Origin of the sequence: Dickeya aquatica (assembly GCF_900095885.1) — a bacterium.
Lineage (GTDB): Bacteria > Pseudomonadota > Gammaproteobacteria > Enterobacterales > Enterobacteriaceae > Dickeya > Dickeya aquatica.
Genome location: NZ_LT615367.1, coordinates 3,316,261 through 3,335,886, shown reverse-complemented (window position 1 = coordinate 3,335,886; position 19,626 = coordinate 3,316,261). Strand labels below are relative to the sequence as shown.

The window sequence follows — 19,626 nt, the reverse complement described above, 5'->3', positions numbered from 1 at the left end:
TTGTTTTCGTCAGTGGCGAGGCAGGTGACTTGCGCTTGTTATGTGGGTTTTCCCGGCGGGTGACACATCGTGAACTCCCGGTCACCTTCACCGGTAATCTCAAAGCCAAGACGCTGATACAACAGGCGGGCCGGGTTATTTTTTAGCACACTTAACACTACCGGCTGGCGTTGTGCTGAGGCCCTGGCGATGAGCGACTCTATCAGTAACCGGCCGAGCCCCCGGTTTTGAAAATCCGGGTGAATTTGAATCTGCATTAAATACCAGTGCTGTGCGTCTGGCACAAAGGCATATTTTAATAACCCGGCCGGTTTGCCGTCTGCCAGCACGAGATAGGCGTGCTCGAATGCATAAAGCACGCGTTGCATCAGGCTGTCATTATCGGTTGGCGCTCCGATGTCAGCGAGATATCCGGCCATGGTGAGCTGGCGTAATTGCAGTAAGTACGGGATGTCAGATAGCGTTGCCGGAACCTGTTCAAGGCGCATACGGCCTCCAGATAGATGCTGGGTAACAGGAATATCAGCACGAATTGGGCCGGGTTGAAAACAAAAACGCGATGCCAACGCCACCTGAATGCTGTTTCAGGTGGCTGAGCGGCTATCTCATGCCCGATAGCACTGCGCAAACCGGTCTGAGTGGGGTATTATCGCAGCCGTTTTTATGAGGCGAAGGTGAATCATGAGTACGCAACTATCCGAAAGTTATTTGCAGCGTTTTAGCGGAACCGCGCGGTTGTATGGGCAGCGGGCCTTGTCGCTTTTCGCCGGGGCGCATGTGTGCGTGATTGGCATTGGTGGTGTCGGCTCGTGGGCGGCAGAGGCGCTGGCGCGTACCGGTATTGGCGCAATTACGCTGATAGACATGGATGATGTGTGCATCAGTAACACCAACCGCCAGATCCACGCTCTGCGCCAGCACACCGGCCAGCTTAAAACCGAGGTGATGGCCGCGCGTATTCTGGCGATAAACCCGGAGTGCCAGGTGCACTGTGTCGATGACTTTATTAGTGCAGATAACGTTGCCGGGTTGCTGAATCACAACTTTAGTTATGTGATTGATGCCATTGATAGCGTGCGCCCGAAAGCCGCATTGCTGGCCTGGTGCCGCCGCCATAAAATCCCGGTGGTAACCACCGGTGGCGCAGGCGGGCAGATTGATCCTACCCGTATCGAGGTCGCTGATTTGGCAAAAACCATTCAAGATCCGCTGGCGGCGAAGCTGCGTGAGCGCCTGAAGCAGGATTTTAACATCGTTAAAAATAGCAAAGGCAAACTCGGTATTGACTGTGTGTTTTCCAGCGAGCCGCTGATGTACCCCCAGCCGGACGGTACGGTCTGTGCTTCGCGCAGCAGCGCCGATGGTGTGAAACGCATGGACTGTTCGGCCGGGTTCGGCGCAGCCACCATGGTGACGGCAACCTTTGGCTTTGTGGCCGTTTCACATGCGCTTAAAAAAATGATGGCGCGCGATGCCCGGTTAGCAGCGCAGCATCAGGCTTCCTGATGGGCAATGGCGTTAATCCGTGTAGCCAGCGCGCTGAGGCCACCGGCGCGTGAGGCGCTTAGCTCCTCGCGCAGTCCCAGCGCATCAAACAGCGCCAGCGGGTCACGCTGGCGTAGTGTCTGCGCAGTTTGCCCCTCAACCGAGGTGAGCAGAACCGCCAGCAGGCCGCGTACGATGCGCCCGTCACTGTCGCCATAAAAATGTAACGAGCCATCCTCCCGGCGTTGATAACCGAGCCAGACGCGGTTTTCACAGCCAGATAGCGCGATAGCCGGGTCACGCAGCGCTTCAGGCAGGGGAGGGAGCGCTTTGGCCAGCAGGATCAACTGGCGGTAGCGTTCTTCCCAACTGCGGCAGGCGGCAAAGCGCGTCAATAGCATGGCGGCTGGAATGTCGGTGCCAAACGGGTGATGGGTTGTTTCAGTCGTCATGATTCAATCTGCCAGTAATTCCAACGCGTTGCGGATAGCCTGAATAAGATGTGCGACATCCTGCGGCTGATTATAAGGGGCAAAAGAGGCGCGCAACGTTCCTTCAACCCCCAGCGCACTCATCAAGGGTTGCGCGCAGTGGTGCCCGGCGCGTATTGCCACGCCAGACTGTGCCACCAGAGTGGCAAGGTCATGATGATGTACCCCATCAACGGTGAATGACAGCAGGCTTGAGCCGGTGGCGCGAAAACTGCGAAACCCGGCAAGAGCACTTAACTGTTGCTCGGCCTGTTCGGCCAGCATGACGCTGTGTTTGTCTGCGCCGTGCCGGTCTTGCTGGCACCACCAGTCGATGGCCGCAGCCAGCCCTAATACGCCAGCAATGTGCGGCGTGCCTGCCTCAAAACGTTGTGGAATCGCCTGTGGGGTAAAGCCATCGAACGACACCTGACTCATCATTTTGCCGCCGCCAAGCCAGGGGGGCATGGCTTCCAGTAATTCCGCCTTGCCATACAGCACGCCAATGCCGGTTGGGCCAAACAGTTTGTGGCCGGAAAAGGCGTAAAAATCAATATCCAGTGCATCCACATCGATGGCGCGGTGGACGACGCCTTGTGCGCCATCGACCATCACCACCGCGCCGGCCTGATGTGCAAGCGTCACCGCCTGATGCAAATCGGGCATTGCACCCGTAACGTTAGACATCTGGCTGATGGCCAGCAACCGGGTACGCGGCGTCAGCAGGGCACGCAGTGCAGGAAGCGCGGGCTGATAATCTTTGCCTAACGGGAGTTTGACGACGCGAGCTCCGGTTTGCTGCGCCACTGTTAGCCACGGGATTAAATTGGCATGGTGCTCGCCTTCACTGACCAGAATTTCGTCGCCGGGTTGCAGGCGGGGCCTCGCATAGCACTGCGCCACCAGGTTGATAGACTCAGTAGTGCCTCGGGTCCAGATAACGCTGCGCGCCTGCGGTGCGCCGATGAAGCGGGCCACGGTTGCGCGCGCCTGTTCAAACGCATCCGTCAACCGTCTGGCGGAGTGATGCTGGCTGCGGTGAACATTGCCGCTTTCTGCGGTATAGCAGTGCTCTACCGCACAAATGACCGCGTTCGGTTTCAATGCGGTGGCGGCGCTATCAAGATAGACGCTGCCGTGCTCCAAGGCTGGAAATTGCTGGCGAAAATGCCCGGGGTTAAACGGTTTCATGGTGCTCCTCTGCTAAGAGGCCGATCCTGTCGCATTTTCTTGCCCGATACAAGTTTTGCGCGGCGCTGAATACCTGGGCGAACGCATCACGTCGCACACCGGTACGCACGGCGGTAACTCCCGGTGTATTGTGGAATACTATGATTTTTAGGCAAAAAAAAAGCACCGCAAACTGCGGTGCTATGCAAAAATCACTTAGACAGACAGGGTAAATATACAGGAAATGAAAGGTAGACTGGCTACCAGCGTCTGAAATGCAGACAGTAAATAAATAGCAAACACAACATCACAACCACAAGCCAAAAGCACGTCCGTTAACCTTTTGCGCTTTTCGTTCCGGCTCAGGGAAGTGGCGCTACTATAGGTATTTGCTGGTGCATCCTCAACGGACAATTTATAATGCCTCGGATTAAAAAAACTAATAGCAAATGGTGGGAACTGCTCCCTGGGTGCACCATAGCCATATATGAAGAATCCGGTTTATGTCCAAACGATTGCCACCCCTCAATGCTTTACGTGTTTTTGATGCTGCTGCCCGCCACCTCAGTTTTACCCGAGCGGCTGAAGAGTTGTTCGTGACTCAGGCTGCTGTCAGCCACCAGATAAAATCGCTGGAGGATTTTCTTGGCCTGAAATTGTTCCGTCGCCGTAACCGTTCGCTGTTATTAACGGAAGAAGGGCAGAGCTATTTTCTCGATATCAAAGAGATTTTTTCCGCGCTGAATGAAGCCACGCGTAAGCTACAGGCGCGCAGTGCCAAAGGGGCGCTCACTGTCAGCCTGTTGCCCAGTTTTGCCATTCACTGGCTGGTGCCGCGCCTGTCGAGTTTTAACTCGGAATACCCCGGCATCGATGTGCGTATTCAGGCGGTAGACCGGGAAGAGGAGCGGCTGTCTGATGATGTGGACGTGGCGATTTTCTATGGGCGAGGTAACTGGCCGGGCATGAGGGTGGAAAAACTCTATGCGGAATATCTGTTGCCAGTGTGTGCTCCGCAATTGCTGGCGGGTGAGCATCCGTTGAAAACGCCGGAGGATTTGGCATGGCATACCCTGCTACATGATGCCTCGCGCCGTGACTGGCTGGCGTATACCCGTCAGTTAGGGATAGCGCAGATTAATGTGCAGCAAGGGCCGATTTTCAGCCATAGCGCGATGGTGTTGCAGGCGGCCATTCACGGTCAGGGCGTGGCGCTGGCCAATAATGTGATGGCGCAGACGGAAATTGAAGCAGGCAGGCTGGTCTGTCCGTTCAATGATGTATTGGTCAGTAAAAATGCATTTTATCTGGTTTGCCATGACAGCCAGGCGGAACTGGGTAAAATAGCCGCTTTTCGTCAATGGATCCTCGCGCGCGCGGCGAGTGAACAGGAAAAATTCCGGTTTCGTTATGACAATTCGTCGCGCTGAGGCTGTGTATGTGGCGAGTTGAATACTCATCTTGTTAAACATAAAGGTGTGGGCTAAACAATGAATAGCCGTTTTATGCTGATTTTTGCCGCCATCAGCGGGCTGGTGTACGTCGCGCTGGGCGCGTTCGGGGCACATGTGTTAAGTAAAGCGCTGGGCGAAACCCAAATGGCCTGGTTACATACCGGCTTACAATATCAGGCATTTCATACGCTGGTGATTTTGGTGTTAGCGGTGGCGATGTGTCAGCGGGTGAATGTCTGGTTTTACTGGAGTGCGGCATTGCTGGCGCTGGGTATCGTGCTGTTTAGTGGCAGTCTTTACTGTCTGGCGTTGTCGTATTGGCGTTTTTGGGTGTTTATCACGCCGGTGGGAGGCCTCTGCTTCCTGGCGGGATGGTTGTTACTGTTAATCGGAGCCCTACGCCTGAAAGGCAGGGCTGAGTCACATGAATAAAGTCATTTTGTACTGTCGCCCCGGTTTTGAAAAAGAGTGTGCGGCGGAGATAACCGATAAAGCCGCACGCTATGAGGTGTATGGTTTTGTCCGCGTGAAAGACAACAGCGGTTATGTCATTTTTGAATGTTATCAGCATGAAGATGCCGATCGCTTAATCAAAACGCTGCCGTTTAAGGAACTGGTCTTTGCCCGCCAGATGATGGTGTGTGGGGAGTTGCTGCGTGACTTGCCGCCGGATGATCGCATCGCGCCCATCGTGGGGATGTTGACCGGTGTGATGGAGCGTGCCGGAGAGTTGCGTGTTGAAGTGCCCGATACCAACGAAAGCAAAGAGCTGATGAAGTTCTGCCGCAAGTTTACCGTGCCACTGCGTGCTGCATTGCGTGAAAACCGTATTTTGCTGTCGCAGGAAAAAGGCAGTCGTCCGGTTATCCATGTGCTGTTTATCGCGCCTGGCTGTTGTTATGTGGGGTACTCTTACAGCAACAATAACTCACCGTTTTATATGGGGATCCCGCGCCTGAAATTCCCGGCGGATGCGCCAAGCCGTTCAACCCTGAAGCTGGAAGAAGCGTTTCATGTTTTCGTGCCTGCCGATGAGTGGGATGAGCGCCTTGCCAGCGGCATGTATGCGGTGGATTTAGGCGCGTGCCCCGGCGGCTGGACCTATCAATTGGTGAAGCGCAGCATGATGGTGTATGCGGTAGATAACGGCATGATGTCACCAGACCTGATGGACACCGGTCAGGTGATGCACCAGCAGGCAGATGGTTTCCGCTTTGAGCCGCCGCGCAATAATATTTACTGGCTGGTGTGTGACATGGTAGAGAAGCCTGCCAAAGTCACCAGCCGCATGGGTGACTGGCTGGTTAATGGCTGGTGTCGTGAGGTTATCTTCAACCTCAAACTGCCTATGAAAAAGCGTTATGAGGAAGTGGTGCAGAATCTTGCCCAGTTATCACAGCGACTTGAGGAACAGGGTATTAATTTTGAAGTGCATGCCAAACACCTCTATCACGATCGTGAAGAGATAACCGTGCATGTGCGGCGTATTTGGGGGGCAATCCCCGGTCGGCGTGATGAGCGTTAAGTACCACTGCCAGGCTGCGCAGTAGTGTACGATGATGCCCGCCGTCAGTATGACGGCGGTACGCCAGTTCCAGCCGCAGGCAGACGCAGTTGCTGAAGATTGCCGTTAAGTTGCAGGTCGGTTTTGAGCGTGGCCACTTCGCGGCAGCGATAGGCCATATCCTTGTGTGATAGCAGTTTGTGACGCCACTTTTCAGGGACCTGTTCCAGTTGCTGATACAATATCTCCAGCGAGTCGGCTTGCTGGAGCAGTTGTGCGGCCGTTTTGGGCCCGATGCCGCTGACACCGGGGATCTTACTGCTACTGATGCCCGCAAGCCCCCAGTAGTCTGGTAATTGTGCCGGTTTCACGCCAAATTCTCCGGCGATAAAGGGCATATCCAGCCAGCGCTTTTGAAAATAATCCCGAATGCGCACGGCAGGAGCCAGTAGCTGGCAGTAGCCTTTATCGGTTGAGACAATCGTCGCCTGATGCCCCTGAGCGGCCACTTTGCAGGCTAGCGTGGCCGCCAGATCGTCTGCTTCATTACCCGGCGAATGCCAGCTGTTCACACCCATCGCAAGAAAAGCCTCTTTGATGTGTGGCAGCTCTTGTGCCAGCGTGTCTGGCATTGGCGCTCTGCCCTCTTTGTATTCAGCCAGCAACTGGTGTCGCCAGCTATGTGCGCGCTGCTCGTCATCGAAAACCGCTACCGCGTGCGTGGGCTTGCTATGCTGGATCAACTGGCCCAGAGCATGCCGACAGGCATTGAGACAGGGCGAGCCTTGCACGGCATGGATACGACGAATCAGGTTAAGGGCATCAACAATCAGCAGATGTACGGCCATATTCAGGAGTCACAAATTGCCGCCATCAACAGGCTGATGGCGGCCGGGTGGTCAGGAGTGGATTTCGTAGCACGGCACATAATCGCTGCCAGGCAACTTCATGCGCTGCTGAGAGACAAAATCACGCAGCAGGCTATCCATACTTTTCATGATGCTGGCATTGCCATGCAACCGGTAAGGGCCATTTTCCTCAATCGCCCGAATGCCCGCTTCTTTCACATTACCGGCAACGATGCCGGAAAAGGCTTTACGCAGCGTTGCTGCCAGCTCTTCTGCGGGTTGATCGGGGTGCAGATTGAGATTGGCCATATTCTCGTGCGTGGGGTCAAACGGCAGTTGTAAATCGGGTGCGATACGCAGCGACCAATTAAAACTGTAAGCATCGCCTGTATGACGGCGATGCTCTTTCACCTGCGGCATGGCCTTTTTCATCTGACGAGCGACTTCTGCTGCATCATTGATAATTATCGAGTAGTACCGGCGTGCCTGACGACCGAGCGTACTGACAATAAACTCATCCAGCACCCGGAAATAGTCGGCACTCTCTTCTGGGCCGGTGAGAATAATCGGCAGTACCTGTTCGCTGTTAATCGGGTCCATCATGATCCCCAGCAGATAGAGAAACTCTTCTGCGGTTCCTACGCCGCCTGGGAAAATGATAATGCCATGTCCAATACGCACAAACGCTTCCAGACGCTTTTCAATGTCCGGCATGATGATGAGTTCATTCACCAGTGGGTTAGGGGGCTCGGCGGCGATAATGGAAGGCTCTGTCATACCAATAAAACGCCCGTCACGATAACGCTGCTGTGCATGACCAACGGCGGCACCTTTCATTGGCGCTTCCATTGCACCCGGCCCGCAGCCTGTGCAGATATTCAGTTCGCGTAAGCCAAGCTGGCTGCCGACTTTGCGGGCATACAGATATTCGATTTCATTGATGGAATGCCCACCCCAGCACACGACCAGATTCGGCTCTTCCCCAACGTGCAGCGCGCGGGCGTTACGCAGAATGGAGAAGACCAGGTTGGTGATATGCGTGCTGTCTTCAAGGTCGAGGGTTTGATAGCGGCCGGCACTGGCTATCTGGCCGTTTACAAACAGAATGTCGCGTAACACGGCAAACAGGTTGGCTTGTAACGAACGGATTATTTGACCATCAACGAAGGCCTCTTCCGGTGGGTTGACCAGCTCCAGTTTGACGCCCCGTTCACGGCGCAGAACATTGATATCAAAATCCTCGTAGCGGGAGAGCAACTCCTTGCTGTTGTCCGTCTGGCTGCCTGAGTTCAGAACGGCGAGGGAACAGTTACGAAATAACCGGTAAAGATCGCTGCTGGCGGTGCTTTTCAGCATATCCACTTCCAACTGCGACAGTAAATCCATGGACCCTAACGGGCTAATGTGTGTGATCATGCTACTCCCTGAAACGCAGTGTGCGACGACAGTTGTTCAATATGTTTGTTCAACACGCAGGTGCAATACGCAGATTCAATGCATGGGGTCGTACCCTTTAGCGCCTTTTCACCTTAACGTGCCAGAGCGTATTTTGCCAAGGCATGGTGACAGCAACACCGTAAAGTTGCGCGGCGTTACGCATTTTTATGCCTATTCTATCGACGATGACCATAAGAGTCGCGATAAGATAAAGCGCGATAACGCAGATGTTTACCGATTGAGAGGCAAGATGGAACAGCAGGTTGTTCAGGCACTACAGGACTTTACTCAGCGCTATGTCAGTTTATGGCAGCAGGAAACCGGACATGCGCCTGCCAGCGAAGAATTGTATGGTGTGGCATCGCCCTGTGCTGTCACAACGCAGCACGATCGGGTCTATTGGCTGCCTCAGCCAGCCGCGCCCTTGCACGGGCTTGAGGGGTGGGCGCGAGCGCTCGATATTCAGTTGCATCCTGATGCACAGGCTTTTTTCACCACACAGTATGCAGGGGATATGCGCGGTCATATTGCCGGGATCGACTGCACATTGCTGCAAGTCTGGAGTGAAGCGGATTTTGTCAGGATGCAGGAAAATTTGATTGGTCATCTTTTGACACAAAAACGATTAAAATTATCACCTACGTTATTTCTTGCCACAACCGATTCAGAAATGATGCTAATCTCTTTGTGCAATTTGAGTGGTGAAGTTGTGCTCGAAGAGCTGGGTACACGTCAACGGCGGGTGCTTTCTGGCAGCCTGAGTGATTTTTTGTCTACATTGTCACCGTTGATTTCATAATGCTGAATCGCGTTTCGCTTTTCGGTGTGTAAGAGATCTCTCACATTCTGTGTAAGCCATCTCTTATCTTTAAGACTAAGTTAAGGTTGAAATTTAATTTAATCTTTATTAATTAATAGGTTATATGGCTTTATCTGTTGGCATCATTTTTTATGTGATTGTCGGGCCTTCAGGATGACTTGCTGATTCGGTTTAATTAATACATCTTATTATTCAGTTTCGTAACACGGTAACAGGTTGTATCGGTTATGTCAGGAAGACAACGCGTACATGCTTGTTACAAGCCAGACTCTTTTTTCAGGATGAAATAAGGGACACCTCCAGGATGGAGAATGAGAGCCGGTCTGGGAATGCCGGTGGGGCAGGAGCCTAAAGGAAATCGCATCACGGATGATGTTGAAGGAACGACTGTCAGGGACGAAAGAGGGAACGCCAGCAAGGATTGTGGGTTAGGAGGACCGTCAAGGACAAGTTTTCAAGGACGAGCAGGGAAGCAACTAGGTGGCGGGATTGCTACAAACGAACCAGAGGGAACCGAGAAATCGGTTCCCTCTTTTCTTTGCGCGGCTACATCGCACGTTCGGTATCACGCTCCGTGTGCAGACAGAGACAGGCGTGCCTGAGGCCACTAACGGTGTTATGCTTTGCCGCCCTGTTACGGAGTCTGAGTCGCCCGCTATGAATGTAAACCTTCAGATTCGGCAAGCATTATTTGCCATTGAGCAGGCTTTAAAACACAGCCAGCTATGGCAGGCAGCCCCGCCGAATGAGGCTGCTTTTGCCAGCAAGGAGCCCTTTTGTATTGATACCATGAACGCGGAACAGTGGCTGCAATGGGTGTTTCTGCCGCGTATGCATGCGTTGCTGGATAGTGGCGGGCCACTGCCCAAACGGCTGGCTATCCTGCCTTATTTCGATGTGGCATTAACCGACAGCACGGCCCCGGTGACGGGGTTGCTGGAGCAGCTACGTCGTTTTGATGCCCTGTTTGAGAGCTGAGTATGCTGGAGATTATTTATCAGGATGAACATCTGGTCGCGGTGAACAAACCCGCAGGCTGGCTTGTTCACCGTAGCTGGCTGGATCGCAAAGAGAAAGTCGTTGTGATGCAGACGGTGCGAGATCAAATTGGTCAGCATGTCTTTACCGTACATCGTCTTGACAGGCCTACCTCCGGGGTGTTGCTGATGGCGCTGTCGTCGGCGGTGGCTCGCCAGTTGGCTTTGCAATTCGAACAGCATCAGATGGAAAAAGTCTACCATGCGGTGGTTCGAGGCTACGTGACGGATGACGGCATCATCGATTATGCGCTGACGGAAGAGCTGGATCGCATCGCAGACAAATATGCCAACCCGGATAAAGCGCCTCAGCCGGCAGTCAGTCATTATCGGGCGCTGGCGTGTGTGGAAATGCCTGTGGCGATCGGGCGCTATGATACCGCCCGCTATAGCCTGCTGGAACTGAAGCCTCAAACCGGGCGTAAACACCAGCTACGACGCCATATGGCGCATTTGCGTCACCCGATTATGGGTGATACCACCCACGGTGATTTACGCCAGAATCGTGGCATGGCGGCGCATTTTGGCTGTGCACGGTTGATGCTGCATGCCAGCCAGCTATCATTAACGCACCCGGTGACAGGAGCGCCATTGTTGATTCAGGCGCGCTGGGATGCGCAGTGGCAAGGTGTCATGGCGCAGTTTGGCTGGCAGGGCAATCTCCCTGAAATTGAAGGGGTTGAGTTTCTTTATTCGTCCGGTCAGGATAACGGACAGGCGTTGGCATAAAAAAGGAGAGTCGGGGTCATGGCGCAAATCGGTATTTTTGTTGGCACCGTATACGGTAATGCGTTACTGGTGGCAGAAGAAGCGGAAAAAAGTCTTACAGCCCTCGGGCATGATGCAAAGGTTTTTGAAGAAGCCTCGCTGGATGATTGGCTGGCGTATGGTCAGCATACCGTGCTGATTGTGACGTCTACTACCGGACAGGGAGAATTACCGGAATCGATTGTGCCGTTATATGCCGCCCTGCGCGATAAGGTGGGACATCAGCCAGGGTTACGCTATGGCCTGATAGCATTGGGTGACAGTAGCTACGAGCATTTCTGTGGTGCAGGCCACCTGTTTGATGCACAGTTGCAGGAAATGGGAGCTAAACGGCTGGGTGAGCTGTTAGAAATTGATGCGGCCGAACATCCTGAACCCGAACTGATAGCCTGCCCGTGGGTAGAAAACTGGGCGACAGGGCTGAGTGTCTGACTTATGCGGTGTGGTAAAAACACACGGTGATGGATGACGCTAACGAGGCTGGCAGGCAATGCGCCTGTCAGCCAGAATACCGCCGCTTAGCGGTGGGTTAATTTTTCCAGATCGGATTCAATTTCACTGATTTTGTGCGTGACAACGCTTTCCAGATGTCGTAGGTCCGAGAGAATTTTGCGTTTTAAATCCACTTCAACCTGGTCACGCTGGCAAATCTGGTCAAGCTCATCCACCACATAGCGCAGATTGGGGCTGATCTCATTGATTTCTTTGTAACCTTGTCCGGCATTGTCTGCCACGATGGTTTTACGCTGACGCGGGTATTTGAACTTGACGCTCTTGGCGAAAAACTCCCCTTTGTCCTTGCGAAAGTAGATTTTCAGAATATCGTTGCTGGCTTCCTGACGCAGGCTGTAGCGATCGATATCTTCCGGGTTGGCAATCCCTAGACTTTTCAGATTGTCGTACATAGCACCACCTTTCTTGTTGTGCATCGGCCGCTGGATTGGGCCGCTCTCTGGTCGTGATAGCGTAATGCCGTAAAAAATGGCGGGTGATAGCCCGCCATTCAGTGTAGTCGCTCATCGCATTGAACGACAGGGATATCCGCACTATCAGCGGTCTTGTTGATATAACCCCTGATAATGGACTTTCTGATTAATCAATGGTGCGCAGCAATTCGTTGATGCCCACTTTGCCGCGGGTTTTGGCATCCACTTTTTTCACGATCACGGCACAATACAGGCTGTAGCTGCCATCTTTGGAAGGCAGGTTGCCCGATACCACTACCGAGCCTGCCGGGACGCGGCCATAGTGAATTTCGCCGGTTTCACGGTCATAAATCTTGGTGCTCTGGCCGATGAATACGCCCATGGAGATAACAGAACCTTCTTCGACAATCACCCCTTCGACAACCTCAGAGCGCGCGCCGATAAAGCAGTTATCTTCGATGATGGTCGGGTTGGCCTGTAGTGGTTCCAGTACCCCACCAATGCCGACGCCGCCGGACAGGTGCACGTTTTTGCCTATCTGTGCACACGAGCCTACGGTCGCCCAGGTGTCCACCATACTGCCTTCATCAACATACGCACCGATATTGACATAAGAGGGCATCAATACGGTATTACGGGCGATGAACGCCCCCTGACGCACGCTGGCCGGTGGCACAACGCGGAAACCTTCACGCTGGAAGCGTGCTTCGTCGTAACCGGCGAATTTCATCGGCACTTTGTCGTAGTAGCGGGTTTCAGCGCCTTCCAGCAACTGGTTATCGTTGATGCGAAAAGAGAGCAGCACCGCTTTCTTCAGCCATTGATGCGTCACCCACTGGCCGTTGATTTTCTCCGCCACACGCAGCGCGCCGCTGTCTAACTGGCTGATAACCTGATTTACCGCTTCGCGAGTGACAGCGTCAACATTCGCCGGAGTGATTTCAGCGCGGCGCTCAAATGCGGTTTCGATGATGTTCTGTAATGACTGCATCCTGTTTCTCTTTCGTGATTAATGAAACTTACGTGATGAATAAAACCGAACCCCTTCTGCCAGGCTGGCGGCAGGAGGGGCTGAATATGTCAAGAGGTTACTTTATCGTTTGGGTCGAGGGCTTCTGTCAACCGTTGTTGCAACTTAAGCCTCAATTCGGGGCTTAATGCCCGCCTTTCGGCATCCGCCAGAATAAACAGGTCTTCAACGCGTTCGCCGATGGTAGAAATACGGGCACCGTGCAGTGACAGATTAAGGTCGGCGAATACCTCGCCCACCCGAGCCAGTAGGCCCGGCTGATCAAGCGCAATCAGTTCCATATAACTGCGCCGGTCTGTGTGTGTTGGCAGAAAACTGACGGCAGTTGGTACACTGAAGTGACGCAGACGTGAGGAGGGGCGACGCGCCCGCGGGTGCTGGTAATCCCGTTGGGTCAGCGCCTGTTCGATGGCATGGCGGATCATGTCATGCCGGTCGGGGGCCAGCGGGCTGCCGTCAGGCTCCAGCACAATGAAGGTATCCATCGCCATGCCATCGCGGCTGGTGAAGATTTGCGCGTCGTGCACGCTCAGATTGCGCCTGTCCAGTTCGCCTGCGACAGCGGCGAACAGGTAGGGCCTGTCCGGGCTCCAGATGAAGATTTCGGTGCCGCCGCGGCTGGCCTGATGGCTGATAAGCACTAAAGGCTTCGAGGCTTCATGCTCGAGCAGGTGACGGGCATGCCAGGCGAGCTGGTTTGGCGAGTGGCGCAGGAAATAATCTGCCCGGCAGCGGCTCCAGATGTGGTGCAGTGCTTCTTCATCAATGTTGTCCATGCGCAGCAACGCCAGCGCTTGCAGACGATGGTGCCGCACCCGGTCGCGCAAGTCGGGTGAGTTTTGCATGCCCCGGCGCAGCTGTTTTTCTGTCGCAAAATAGAGCTCGCGCAACAGGCTCTGTTTCCAGCTGTTCCACAGCGTTTCATTGGTGGCACAGATATCAGCGACCGTCAGGTTTAGCAGGTAGCGCAGCCGGGTTTCGCTTTGCACCTGTTCGGCAAAGTGCTGGATAACTGCCGGGTCTTGGATGTCGCGCCGCTGTGCCGTGACGGACATCAGCAGGTGGCAGCGCACCAGCCAGGCGACCAGTTGCGTTTCCCGCGAGTTCAGGCCGTGCAGGGCGGCGAATTCCAGTGCATCTTTGGCACCGAGTTCAGAATGGTCGCCACCCCGGCCTTTGGCGATATCGTGAAACAGCGCTGCAAGCAGCAGTAATTCCGGCTGTGGCAGGCGCGGATAAAGTTCCACGCACAGGGGATGCGCTGACCGGGTGGCTTCATCGGTAAAGCTTTCCAGTTTGAGCAATACCCGGATGGTGTGTTCATCGACGGTATAGGCGTGGAACAGGTCAAATTGCATCTGCCCGACGATATTTCCCCACAGCGGCATGTAGGCCCACAGCACACTGTGGGTGTGCATCGGCAGCAGGGCGCGGGTAACAGCCCGCGGGTGGCGTAAAATGGTCATGAACAGGTGGCGCGCATCCGGGATAGTGCACAGCGGTTGTGTCAGATGGCGACGCGCATAGCGTAAATGCCGCAATGTCGTTGAGTAAATCCCGGTGATTTCCTGATTGCGAACCATCAGGTAAAACATGCGAATAATGGCTTCCGGTTTGCGGGTAAACAGCGTTTCGTCACGTAAATCAATCAGGGTGCCACGTAGCTGGAATTCGTCATCCAGCGGGCGCGGTTTTTCGCTGGCATCCAGCGCCAGTATCGCCTCATCAAACAGTTGCAGCAGCATCTGGTTCAGCTCGCCCACCCGCCGCGTCATGCGGTAGAAATCTTTCATCATCCGTTCTACCGGTGCATTGCCTTCGCCTTGATATTGCAGCAGTTGCGCCACGTTTAGCTGCCTGTCAAACAGTAAACGGTTGTCATAGCGCGGTAAAATCAGGTGTAAAGCAAAGCGGATGCGCCATAAAAAACTCTGGCATTCGTTCAGTTCGTTGCGTTCAGCGTCGGTCAGAAAACCGAACCCCACCATCTCATTGAGCGAGGTTGCGCCAAAATGACGCCGGGCCACCCACAGTAAGGTGTGAATATCCCGCAAGCCACCAGGGCTGCTTTTAATATCCGGCTCCAGATTGTAACTGGTACTGTGATAGCGTTGATGGCGTTCACGCTGTTCAGCAATTTTGGCCGGGAAGAACTGTGCCGAGGGCCAGAAAGCATCGCTGAAAATGTGCTTTTGCAACGAGAGAAACAGTGCGACATCACCGCAAATCATGCGTGATTCAATCAGGTTGGTGGCGACTGAAATGTCGGCCCGGCCTTCCTCAAGGCACTCATCTAATGTGCGTACACTGTGGCCGACTTCCAGCCTCAAGTCCCACAATAGTGTGATAAAAGTGCCGATCGTTTGTGATTGTGCTTCAGTTAACGGCTGCTGGCTTAACACCAGCAGGTCGATGTCTGACAGGGGGTGCAATTCACCCCGGCCATAGCCACCGACGGCCACCAGCGCGGTTTGTGCCACGTTCTCAAAACCATAAAAGCGCCACAGTCGCTGCATCAGGTGGTCGATAAACAGGGTGCGTGCATCGATCAGCGCTTCAGCGCTAACACCCGCTTTGAACTCATCGGCCAGCCAGTGCTGGAACTGCTCCAGGTACGTTTTCAAGGGCTGACAGGCCAGCATATCGTCCGTGAAAGTGAGAGGCGAAGCCGGTAATGGGTGCGTTGGCGTGGTGGTGTCGGGAATATGGTGCGGAAGGTCTCTGTCTATCATGTGTGCCGCCATAACATAAAAAAGCCGGCAGATGCCGGCTCATGCTGGGTTATTCCTGATGCGTAATGAGGTTGGGGAGGGTGTCATCCTTACGCAACGTCATTATTTCGCAGCCGTTTTCAGTCACCACAATAGTATGCTCATACTGTGCCGACAAGCTGCGATCTTTGGTTTTTACCGTCCAGCCATCTTTCATGGTACGGATACGGAAATCTCCGGCATTGACCATCGGCTCGATAGTAAACGCCATACCCGGTTGCAGCACCACGCCGCCGTCATCGGCATCATAGTGAAGAACCTGCGGCTCTTCGTGGAAACCGCGGCCAATACCATGTCCACAATACTCACGCACCACAGAGAAATCCTGAGCCTCGACGTATTTCTGGATCTCGCGGCCCAGCGTGCGCAGCCGGATGCCGGGTTTCACCATCCGCAAGGCCAGATACAGGCTCTCCTGCGCAACTTTGCACAGACGCTCGCCCTGAATGGTTGGTTTACCGACGATAAACATCTTGGAGGTGTCACCGTGGAAATCATCTTTGATGACCGTCACATCGATATTGACGATATCGCCATCCTTGAGAATTTTGTCATCGCTCGGGATACCATGACACACCACCTCATTAACCGAAATACAGACAGATTTAGGGAAACCGTGATAGCCAAGGCAGGCAGAAATAGCATGTTGGGTGTTGGTGATATGTTCATGGCAGAGGCGATCCAATTCACCGGTACTTACGCCGGGTACGACATGCGGCTCGATAATTTCCAGCACTTCTGCCGCCAGACGGCCCGCCACACGCATTTTTTCGATATCTTCAGGGGTTTTGATTGAGATTGCCATAGAGTTCAGTCCGCAGGTGTCGTCGCGTTCCCGACGAAATAGAGTCAGTAAATCAGGATTTAATGGTATCAGCCCTGCCGGACACTGCCAAATCATCATTTGGTCACAAGACTGTCATCATAGGGGAAGGGCGTTGCGGCAGAATGCAACAAAAATTGGTGCACGGGGGCTGTTTGTGGTATAAAGCGCGCCGGTGTTCCGGCTTGTGTGTGGGTAACTGACGCGCGAGCCGGTTCAGACTGAACTCACTATGTGTATAACACACACGTGTCGGCACATTCGCCGGGGTGCCTTGAGAGGTTTTCTTCTCTGGTCGGCGCAATGGGACACGTGGAGGCATAACCCCATACTTAATTTATAGAGGTAATCATGGCAACTGTTTCCATGCGCGACATGCTCAAGGCGGGCGTACACTTTGGTCACCAGACTCGTTACTGGAACCCGAAAATGAAACCGTTCATCTTCGGTGCTCGTAACAAAGTGCACATCATCAACCTTGAGAAAACTGTACCGATGTTCAACGAAGCTCTGGCTGAGCTGAGCAAGATCGCTTCCCGTAAGGGCAAGATCCTGTTTGTTGGTACTAAGCGCGCAGCAAGCGAAGCGGTAAAAGAAGCTGCTAACAACTGCGACCAGTTCTTTGTGAACCATCGTTGGTTGGGCGGTATGCTGACTAACTGGAAAACCGTTCGTCAGTCCATCAAGCGTCTGAAAGATCTGGAAACTCAGGCTCAGGACGGCACGTTCGACAAGCTGACCAAGAAAGAAGCGCTGCTGCGCACCCGTGAACTGGACAAGCTGGAAAACAGCCTGGGCGGTATCAAAGACATGGGCGGTCTGCCTGACGCGCTGTTCGTTATCGATGCCGATCACGAACACATTGCTATCAAAGAAGCAAACAACCTGGGTATTCCGGTATTTGCAATCGTTGATACCAACTCTGATCCTGATGGTGTTGATTACATCATCCCGGGTAACGATGACGCCATCCGCGCTGTCACCCTGTATCTGAGCGCCGTTGCCACTGCCGTTCGCGAAGGCCGTTCTCAGGATCTGGCTGAACAGGCTGAAGAGAGCTTCGTCGAAGCTGAATAATAAGGCCAGCTCTGTTGAGCCCTTATTAACCAGGTATTGACATATGTTGGTTAGGGGGCCTTAAAGGCCCCCTTTTTACTTATCTCTTACTTATCTCCCCCACGAGATAACCGAGGAAAAGATAATGGCTGAAATTACCGCCGCCCTGGTAAAAGAACTGCGCGAACGTACTGGCGCAGGCATGATGGAATGTAAAAAAGCACTGGTTGAGGCTAACGGTGATATCGAACTGGCAATCGACAACATGCGTAAATCTGGTCAGGCGAAAGCTGCCAAGAAAGCAGGCCGTGTTGCTGCTGAAGGCGTTATCCTGGCTAAAATCGCTGCTGACGGTAAATATGGCGTCATCGTTGAGCTGAACTGCGAAACTGACTTCGTTGCCAAAGATGCTGGCTTCAAAGCGTTTGGCGAAGAAGTTGTGACGGCTGCGCTGAACGAGCGTATTACCGATGTTGATGCACTGAAAGCGAAATTTGAAGAACAGCGTACTGCGCTGGTGGCGAAAATTGGTGAAAACATCAATATCCGTCGCATCGCTGTGCAGACTGGTGAAGCGCTGGGTTCTTACATGCACGGTGCCCGCATTGGTGTCATGGTCGCTGCGACCGGTGCTGATGAAGAGCTGATCAAACATGTTGCTATGCACATTGCAGCCAGCAAGCCTGAATATGTGAATGCGGATGATGTGCCAGCTGACGTGGTTGCCCGTGAACACCAGATCCAGCTCGACATCGCGATGCAGTCAGGCAAGCCGCGCGAAATCGCTGAGAAAATGGTTGAAGGTCGTATGCGTAAATTCACCGGTGAGATCTCTCTGACTGGTCAGAATTTCGTGATGGACCCGAACAAAACTGTTGGTCAGTTGCTTAAAGAGCACAATGCTGCTGTCAGCAGCTTCATCCGCTACGAAGTGGGTGAGGGTATTGAAAAAGCCGAAGTTGACTTTGCTGCTGAAGTTGCAGCAATGAGCAAACAGTCTTAATAAAAAAAGGAGCCGCCAGTTGGCGGTTCCTTTTTATCCAGCCAAACTATTTCGTAATACAGATAATTTCATGACACCGGAGAAACCGTAATGTGGTTGCTCGGGTGTAGCAGTAACAATCCCCAGTACGATGACAGCCTGTTTAGGACAAGAACACCATGGCAACCAACGCAAAACCCGTATATCAACGTATCCTGCTTAAGCTAAGTGGCGAAGCGCTGCAAGGAGCTGAAGGTTTCGGTATCGATGCGAGTATTCTCGATCGCATGGCCCAGGAAGTAAAAGAGCTGGTTGAGCTGGGCATCCAGGTCGGTGTGGTGATAGGCGGTGGCAATTTGTTTCGTGGCGCAGGCCTTGCTAAAGCTGGCATGAACCGGGTGGTCGGCGACCACATGGGGATGCTGGCGACCGTCATGAACGGCCTGGCGATGCGTGATGCGCTGCACCGCGCCTATGTGAACGCACGACTGATGTCGGCTATCCCGCTTAATGGCGTATGTGATAATTACAACTGGGCTGAGGCGATTAGCCTTTTGCGTAATAACCGTGTGGTGATCTTCTCCGCAGGAACGGGCAATCCTTTCTTTACCACTGACTCTGCTGCGTGCTTGCGTGGCATCGAAATTGAAGCCGACGTAGTGCTAAAAGCCACTAAAGTTGACGGCGTATTTTCAGCCGATCCGGTAAAAGATCCGACGGCGACGCTGTATGAAACGTTGAACTATCAGGATGTGCTGGAGCGTGAGCTCAAGGTGATGGATCTGGCGGCCTTCACGCTGGCGCGTGACCATAACCTGCCTATCCGTGTTTTCAACATGAACAAACCGGGCGCGTTGCGCCGCGTGGTCATGGGTGAAAAAGAAGGCACGTTGATCAGTAATAACGGCTAAGGTTGAATTTGAGGTAATATCTTGTTTTGGTGATACAAGATAGCGCCATTCATAGCCAGCCCCTGCTGGCCACTAATGATTCACCGGGTCATGCCGCTCGCGTGACCTGACTGGCAACCAGTTTTCAAGGGTTC

The 19,626-nt window shown here is 53.5% G+C and carries 20 protein-coding genes; 11 read left to right on the top strand and 9 right to left on the bottom strand.

Annotation, left to right across the window (positions count from 1 at the left end; translation table 11 throughout):
• Window positions 1-38: 38 nt before the first annotated feature.
• The gene (locus DAQ1742_RS15200; RefSeq protein ID WP_035340327.1) at window positions 39-488 is read right to left on the bottom strand and encodes a GNAT family N-acetyltransferase; all 450 of its coding nucleotides are present in this window, start codon (window positions 486-488) and stop codon (window positions 39-41) included.
• Window positions 489-681: 193 nt separating this feature from the next.
• Here DAQ1742_RS15200 and tcdA point away from each other — a divergent pair, with 193 nt between their 5' ends.
• On the top strand, window positions 682-1,506 hold the full coding sequence (tcdA, locus tag DAQ1742_RS15195) for a tRNA cyclic N6-threonylcarbamoyladenosine(37) synthase TcdA (RefSeq protein ID WP_035340329.1): 825 nt from the start codon (window positions 682-684) through the stop codon (window positions 1,504-1,506).
• Here the strand turns inward: tcdA and csdE are convergent.
• The gene (gene csdE / locus DAQ1742_RS15190; RefSeq protein WP_035340330.1) at window positions 1,494-1,937 is read right to left on the bottom strand and encodes a cysteine desulfurase sulfur acceptor subunit CsdE; all 444 of its coding nucleotides are present in this window, start codon (window positions 1,935-1,937) and stop codon (window positions 1,494-1,496) included. The two genes, tcdA and csdE, sit on opposite strands and share 13 nt — an antisense overlap.
• A 3-nt stretch (window positions 1,938-1,940) precedes the next feature.
• On the bottom strand, window positions 1,941-3,146 hold the full coding sequence (gene csdA / locus DAQ1742_RS15185; protein WP_035340332.1) for a cysteine desulfurase CsdA: 1,206 nt from the start codon (window positions 3,144-3,146) through the stop codon (window positions 1,941-1,943).
• A gap of 482 nt (window positions 3,147-3,628) precedes the next feature.
• Here csdA and DAQ1742_RS15180 point away from each other — a divergent pair, with 482 nt between their 5' ends.
• Genes DAQ1742_RS15180 through rlmM form a run of 3 tightly spaced genes read left to right on the top strand, consistent with a single transcriptional unit; the run spans window position 3,629 to window position 6,104 of the window.
• Entirely contained in the window at window positions 3,629-4,555 is a 927-nt protein-coding gene (locus DAQ1742_RS15180) for a transcriptional regulator GcvA (protein ID WP_035340333.1), read from the top strand.
• 60 nt (window positions 4,556-4,615) lie between these two features.
• Window positions 4,616-5,011 carry a DUF423 domain-containing protein gene (locus tag DAQ1742_RS15175; RefSeq protein ID WP_035340334.1) on the top strand — a complete coding sequence of 132 codons (396 nt, stop codon included), beginning with the start codon at window positions 4,616-4,618 and terminating at the stop codon, window positions 5,009-5,011.
• Window positions 5,004-6,104, top strand: coding sequence for a 23S rRNA (cytidine(2498)-2'-O)-methyltransferase RlmM (gene rlmM, locus DAQ1742_RS15170; protein WP_035340335.1), 1,101 nt, complete (start codon window positions 5,004-5,006; stop codon window positions 6,102-6,104). The genes DAQ1742_RS15175 and rlmM overlap by 8 nt, the downstream gene beginning before the upstream one ends.
• Window positions 6,105-6,148: 44 nt before the next feature.
• Here rlmM and xni read toward each other — a convergent pair whose 3' ends face one another.
• Both xni and ppnN read right to left on the bottom strand, forming a co-directional pair.
• On the bottom strand, window positions 6,149-6,931 hold the full coding sequence (gene xni, locus DAQ1742_RS15165) for a flap endonuclease Xni (protein WP_035340337.1): 783 nt from the start codon (window positions 6,929-6,931) through the stop codon (window positions 6,149-6,151).
• A 51-nt stretch (window positions 6,932-6,982) separates the two neighbouring features.
• Window positions 6,983-8,347, bottom strand: coding sequence for a nucleotide 5'-monophosphate nucleosidase PpnN (gene ppnN / locus DAQ1742_RS15160; protein WP_035340339.1), 1,365 nt, complete (start codon window positions 8,345-8,347; stop codon window positions 6,983-6,985).
• Window positions 8,348-8,618: 271 nt separating this feature from the next.
• On the opposite strand from ppnN, the gene syd reads away from it, so the two are divergent.
• The 4 genes from syd to DAQ1742_RS15140 all read left to right on the top strand — a co-directional run bounded on the left by syd (window position 8,619) and on the right by DAQ1742_RS15140 (window position 11,425).
• The gene (syd, locus tag DAQ1742_RS15155; RefSeq protein ID WP_180706165.1) at window positions 8,619-9,167 is read left to right on the top strand and encodes a SecY-interacting protein; all 549 of its coding nucleotides are present in this window, start codon (window positions 8,619-8,621) and stop codon (window positions 9,165-9,167) included.
• 678 nt (window positions 9,168-9,845) lie between these two features.
• On the top strand, window positions 9,846-10,166 hold the full coding sequence (locus tag DAQ1742_RS15150; protein WP_035340343.1) for a YqcC family protein: 321 nt from the start codon (window positions 9,846-9,848) through the stop codon (window positions 10,164-10,166).
• A 2-nt stretch (window positions 10,167-10,168) separates the two neighbouring features.
• Window positions 10,169-10,954 (top strand): tRNA pseudouridine(65) synthase TruC, encoded by a 786-nt coding sequence (gene truC, locus DAQ1742_RS15145; RefSeq protein ID WP_035340345.1) that lies wholly within the window; start codon window positions 10,169-10,171, stop codon window positions 10,952-10,954.
• A gap of 18 nt (window positions 10,955-10,972) precedes the next feature.
• Window positions 10,973-11,425 carry a flavodoxin gene (locus DAQ1742_RS15140; RefSeq protein ID WP_035340347.1) on the top strand — a complete coding sequence of 151 codons (453 nt, stop codon included), beginning with the start codon at window positions 10,973-10,975 and terminating at the stop codon, window positions 11,423-11,425.
• An 86-nt stretch (window positions 11,426-11,511) separates the two neighbouring features.
• On the opposite strand, the gene DAQ1742_RS15135 is transcribed toward DAQ1742_RS15140, so the two are convergent.
• From DAQ1742_RS15135 to map, 4 genes are all read right to left on the bottom strand, one after another.
• The gene (locus DAQ1742_RS15135) at window positions 11,512-11,898 is read right to left on the bottom strand and encodes a DUF3461 family protein (RefSeq protein ID WP_035340348.1); all 387 of its coding nucleotides are present in this window, start codon (window positions 11,896-11,898) and stop codon (window positions 11,512-11,514) included.
• A gap of 187 nt (window positions 11,899-12,085) precedes the next feature.
• Window positions 12,086-12,910 carry a 2,3,4,5-tetrahydropyridine-2,6-dicarboxylate N-succinyltransferase gene (gene dapD, locus DAQ1742_RS15130; protein ID WP_035340350.1) on the bottom strand — a complete coding sequence of 275 codons (825 nt, stop codon included), beginning with the start codon at window positions 12,908-12,910 and terminating at the stop codon, window positions 12,086-12,088.
• 89 nt (window positions 12,911-12,999) lie between these two features.
• The gene (glnD, locus tag DAQ1742_RS15125; RefSeq protein ID WP_035340352.1) at window positions 13,000-15,681 is read right to left on the bottom strand and encodes a bifunctional uridylyltransferase/uridylyl-removing protein GlnD; all 2,682 of its coding nucleotides are present in this window, start codon (window positions 15,679-15,681) and stop codon (window positions 13,000-13,002) included.
• Window positions 15,682-15,730: 49 nt separating this feature from the next.
• Window positions 15,731-16,525 carry a type I methionyl aminopeptidase gene (map, locus tag DAQ1742_RS15120; protein ID WP_035340355.1) on the bottom strand — a complete coding sequence of 265 codons (795 nt, stop codon included), beginning with the start codon at window positions 16,523-16,525 and terminating at the stop codon, window positions 15,731-15,733.
• A gap of 369 nt (window positions 16,526-16,894) precedes the next feature.
• On the opposite strand from map, the gene rpsB reads away from it, so the two are divergent.
• The 3 genes from rpsB to pyrH all read left to right on the top strand — a co-directional run bounded on the left by rpsB (window position 16,895) and on the right by pyrH (window position 19,492).
• Complete coding sequence (rpsB, locus tag DAQ1742_RS15115) at window positions 16,895-17,620, top strand: 30S ribosomal protein S2 (RefSeq protein ID WP_035340356.1); 726 nt, start codon at window positions 16,895-16,897, stop codon at window positions 17,618-17,620.
• A gap of 124 nt (window positions 17,621-17,744) precedes the next feature.
• On the top strand, window positions 17,745-18,602 hold the full coding sequence (tsf, locus tag DAQ1742_RS15110) for a translation elongation factor Ts (RefSeq protein ID WP_035340357.1): 858 nt from the start codon (window positions 17,745-17,747) through the stop codon (window positions 18,600-18,602).
• Window positions 18,603-18,760: 158 nt separating this feature from the next.
• On the top strand, window positions 18,761-19,492 hold the full coding sequence (gene pyrH, locus DAQ1742_RS15105) for a UMP kinase (protein ID WP_035340358.1): 732 nt from the start codon (window positions 18,761-18,763) through the stop codon (window positions 19,490-19,492).
• Window positions 19,493-19,626 lie beyond the last annotated feature (134 nt).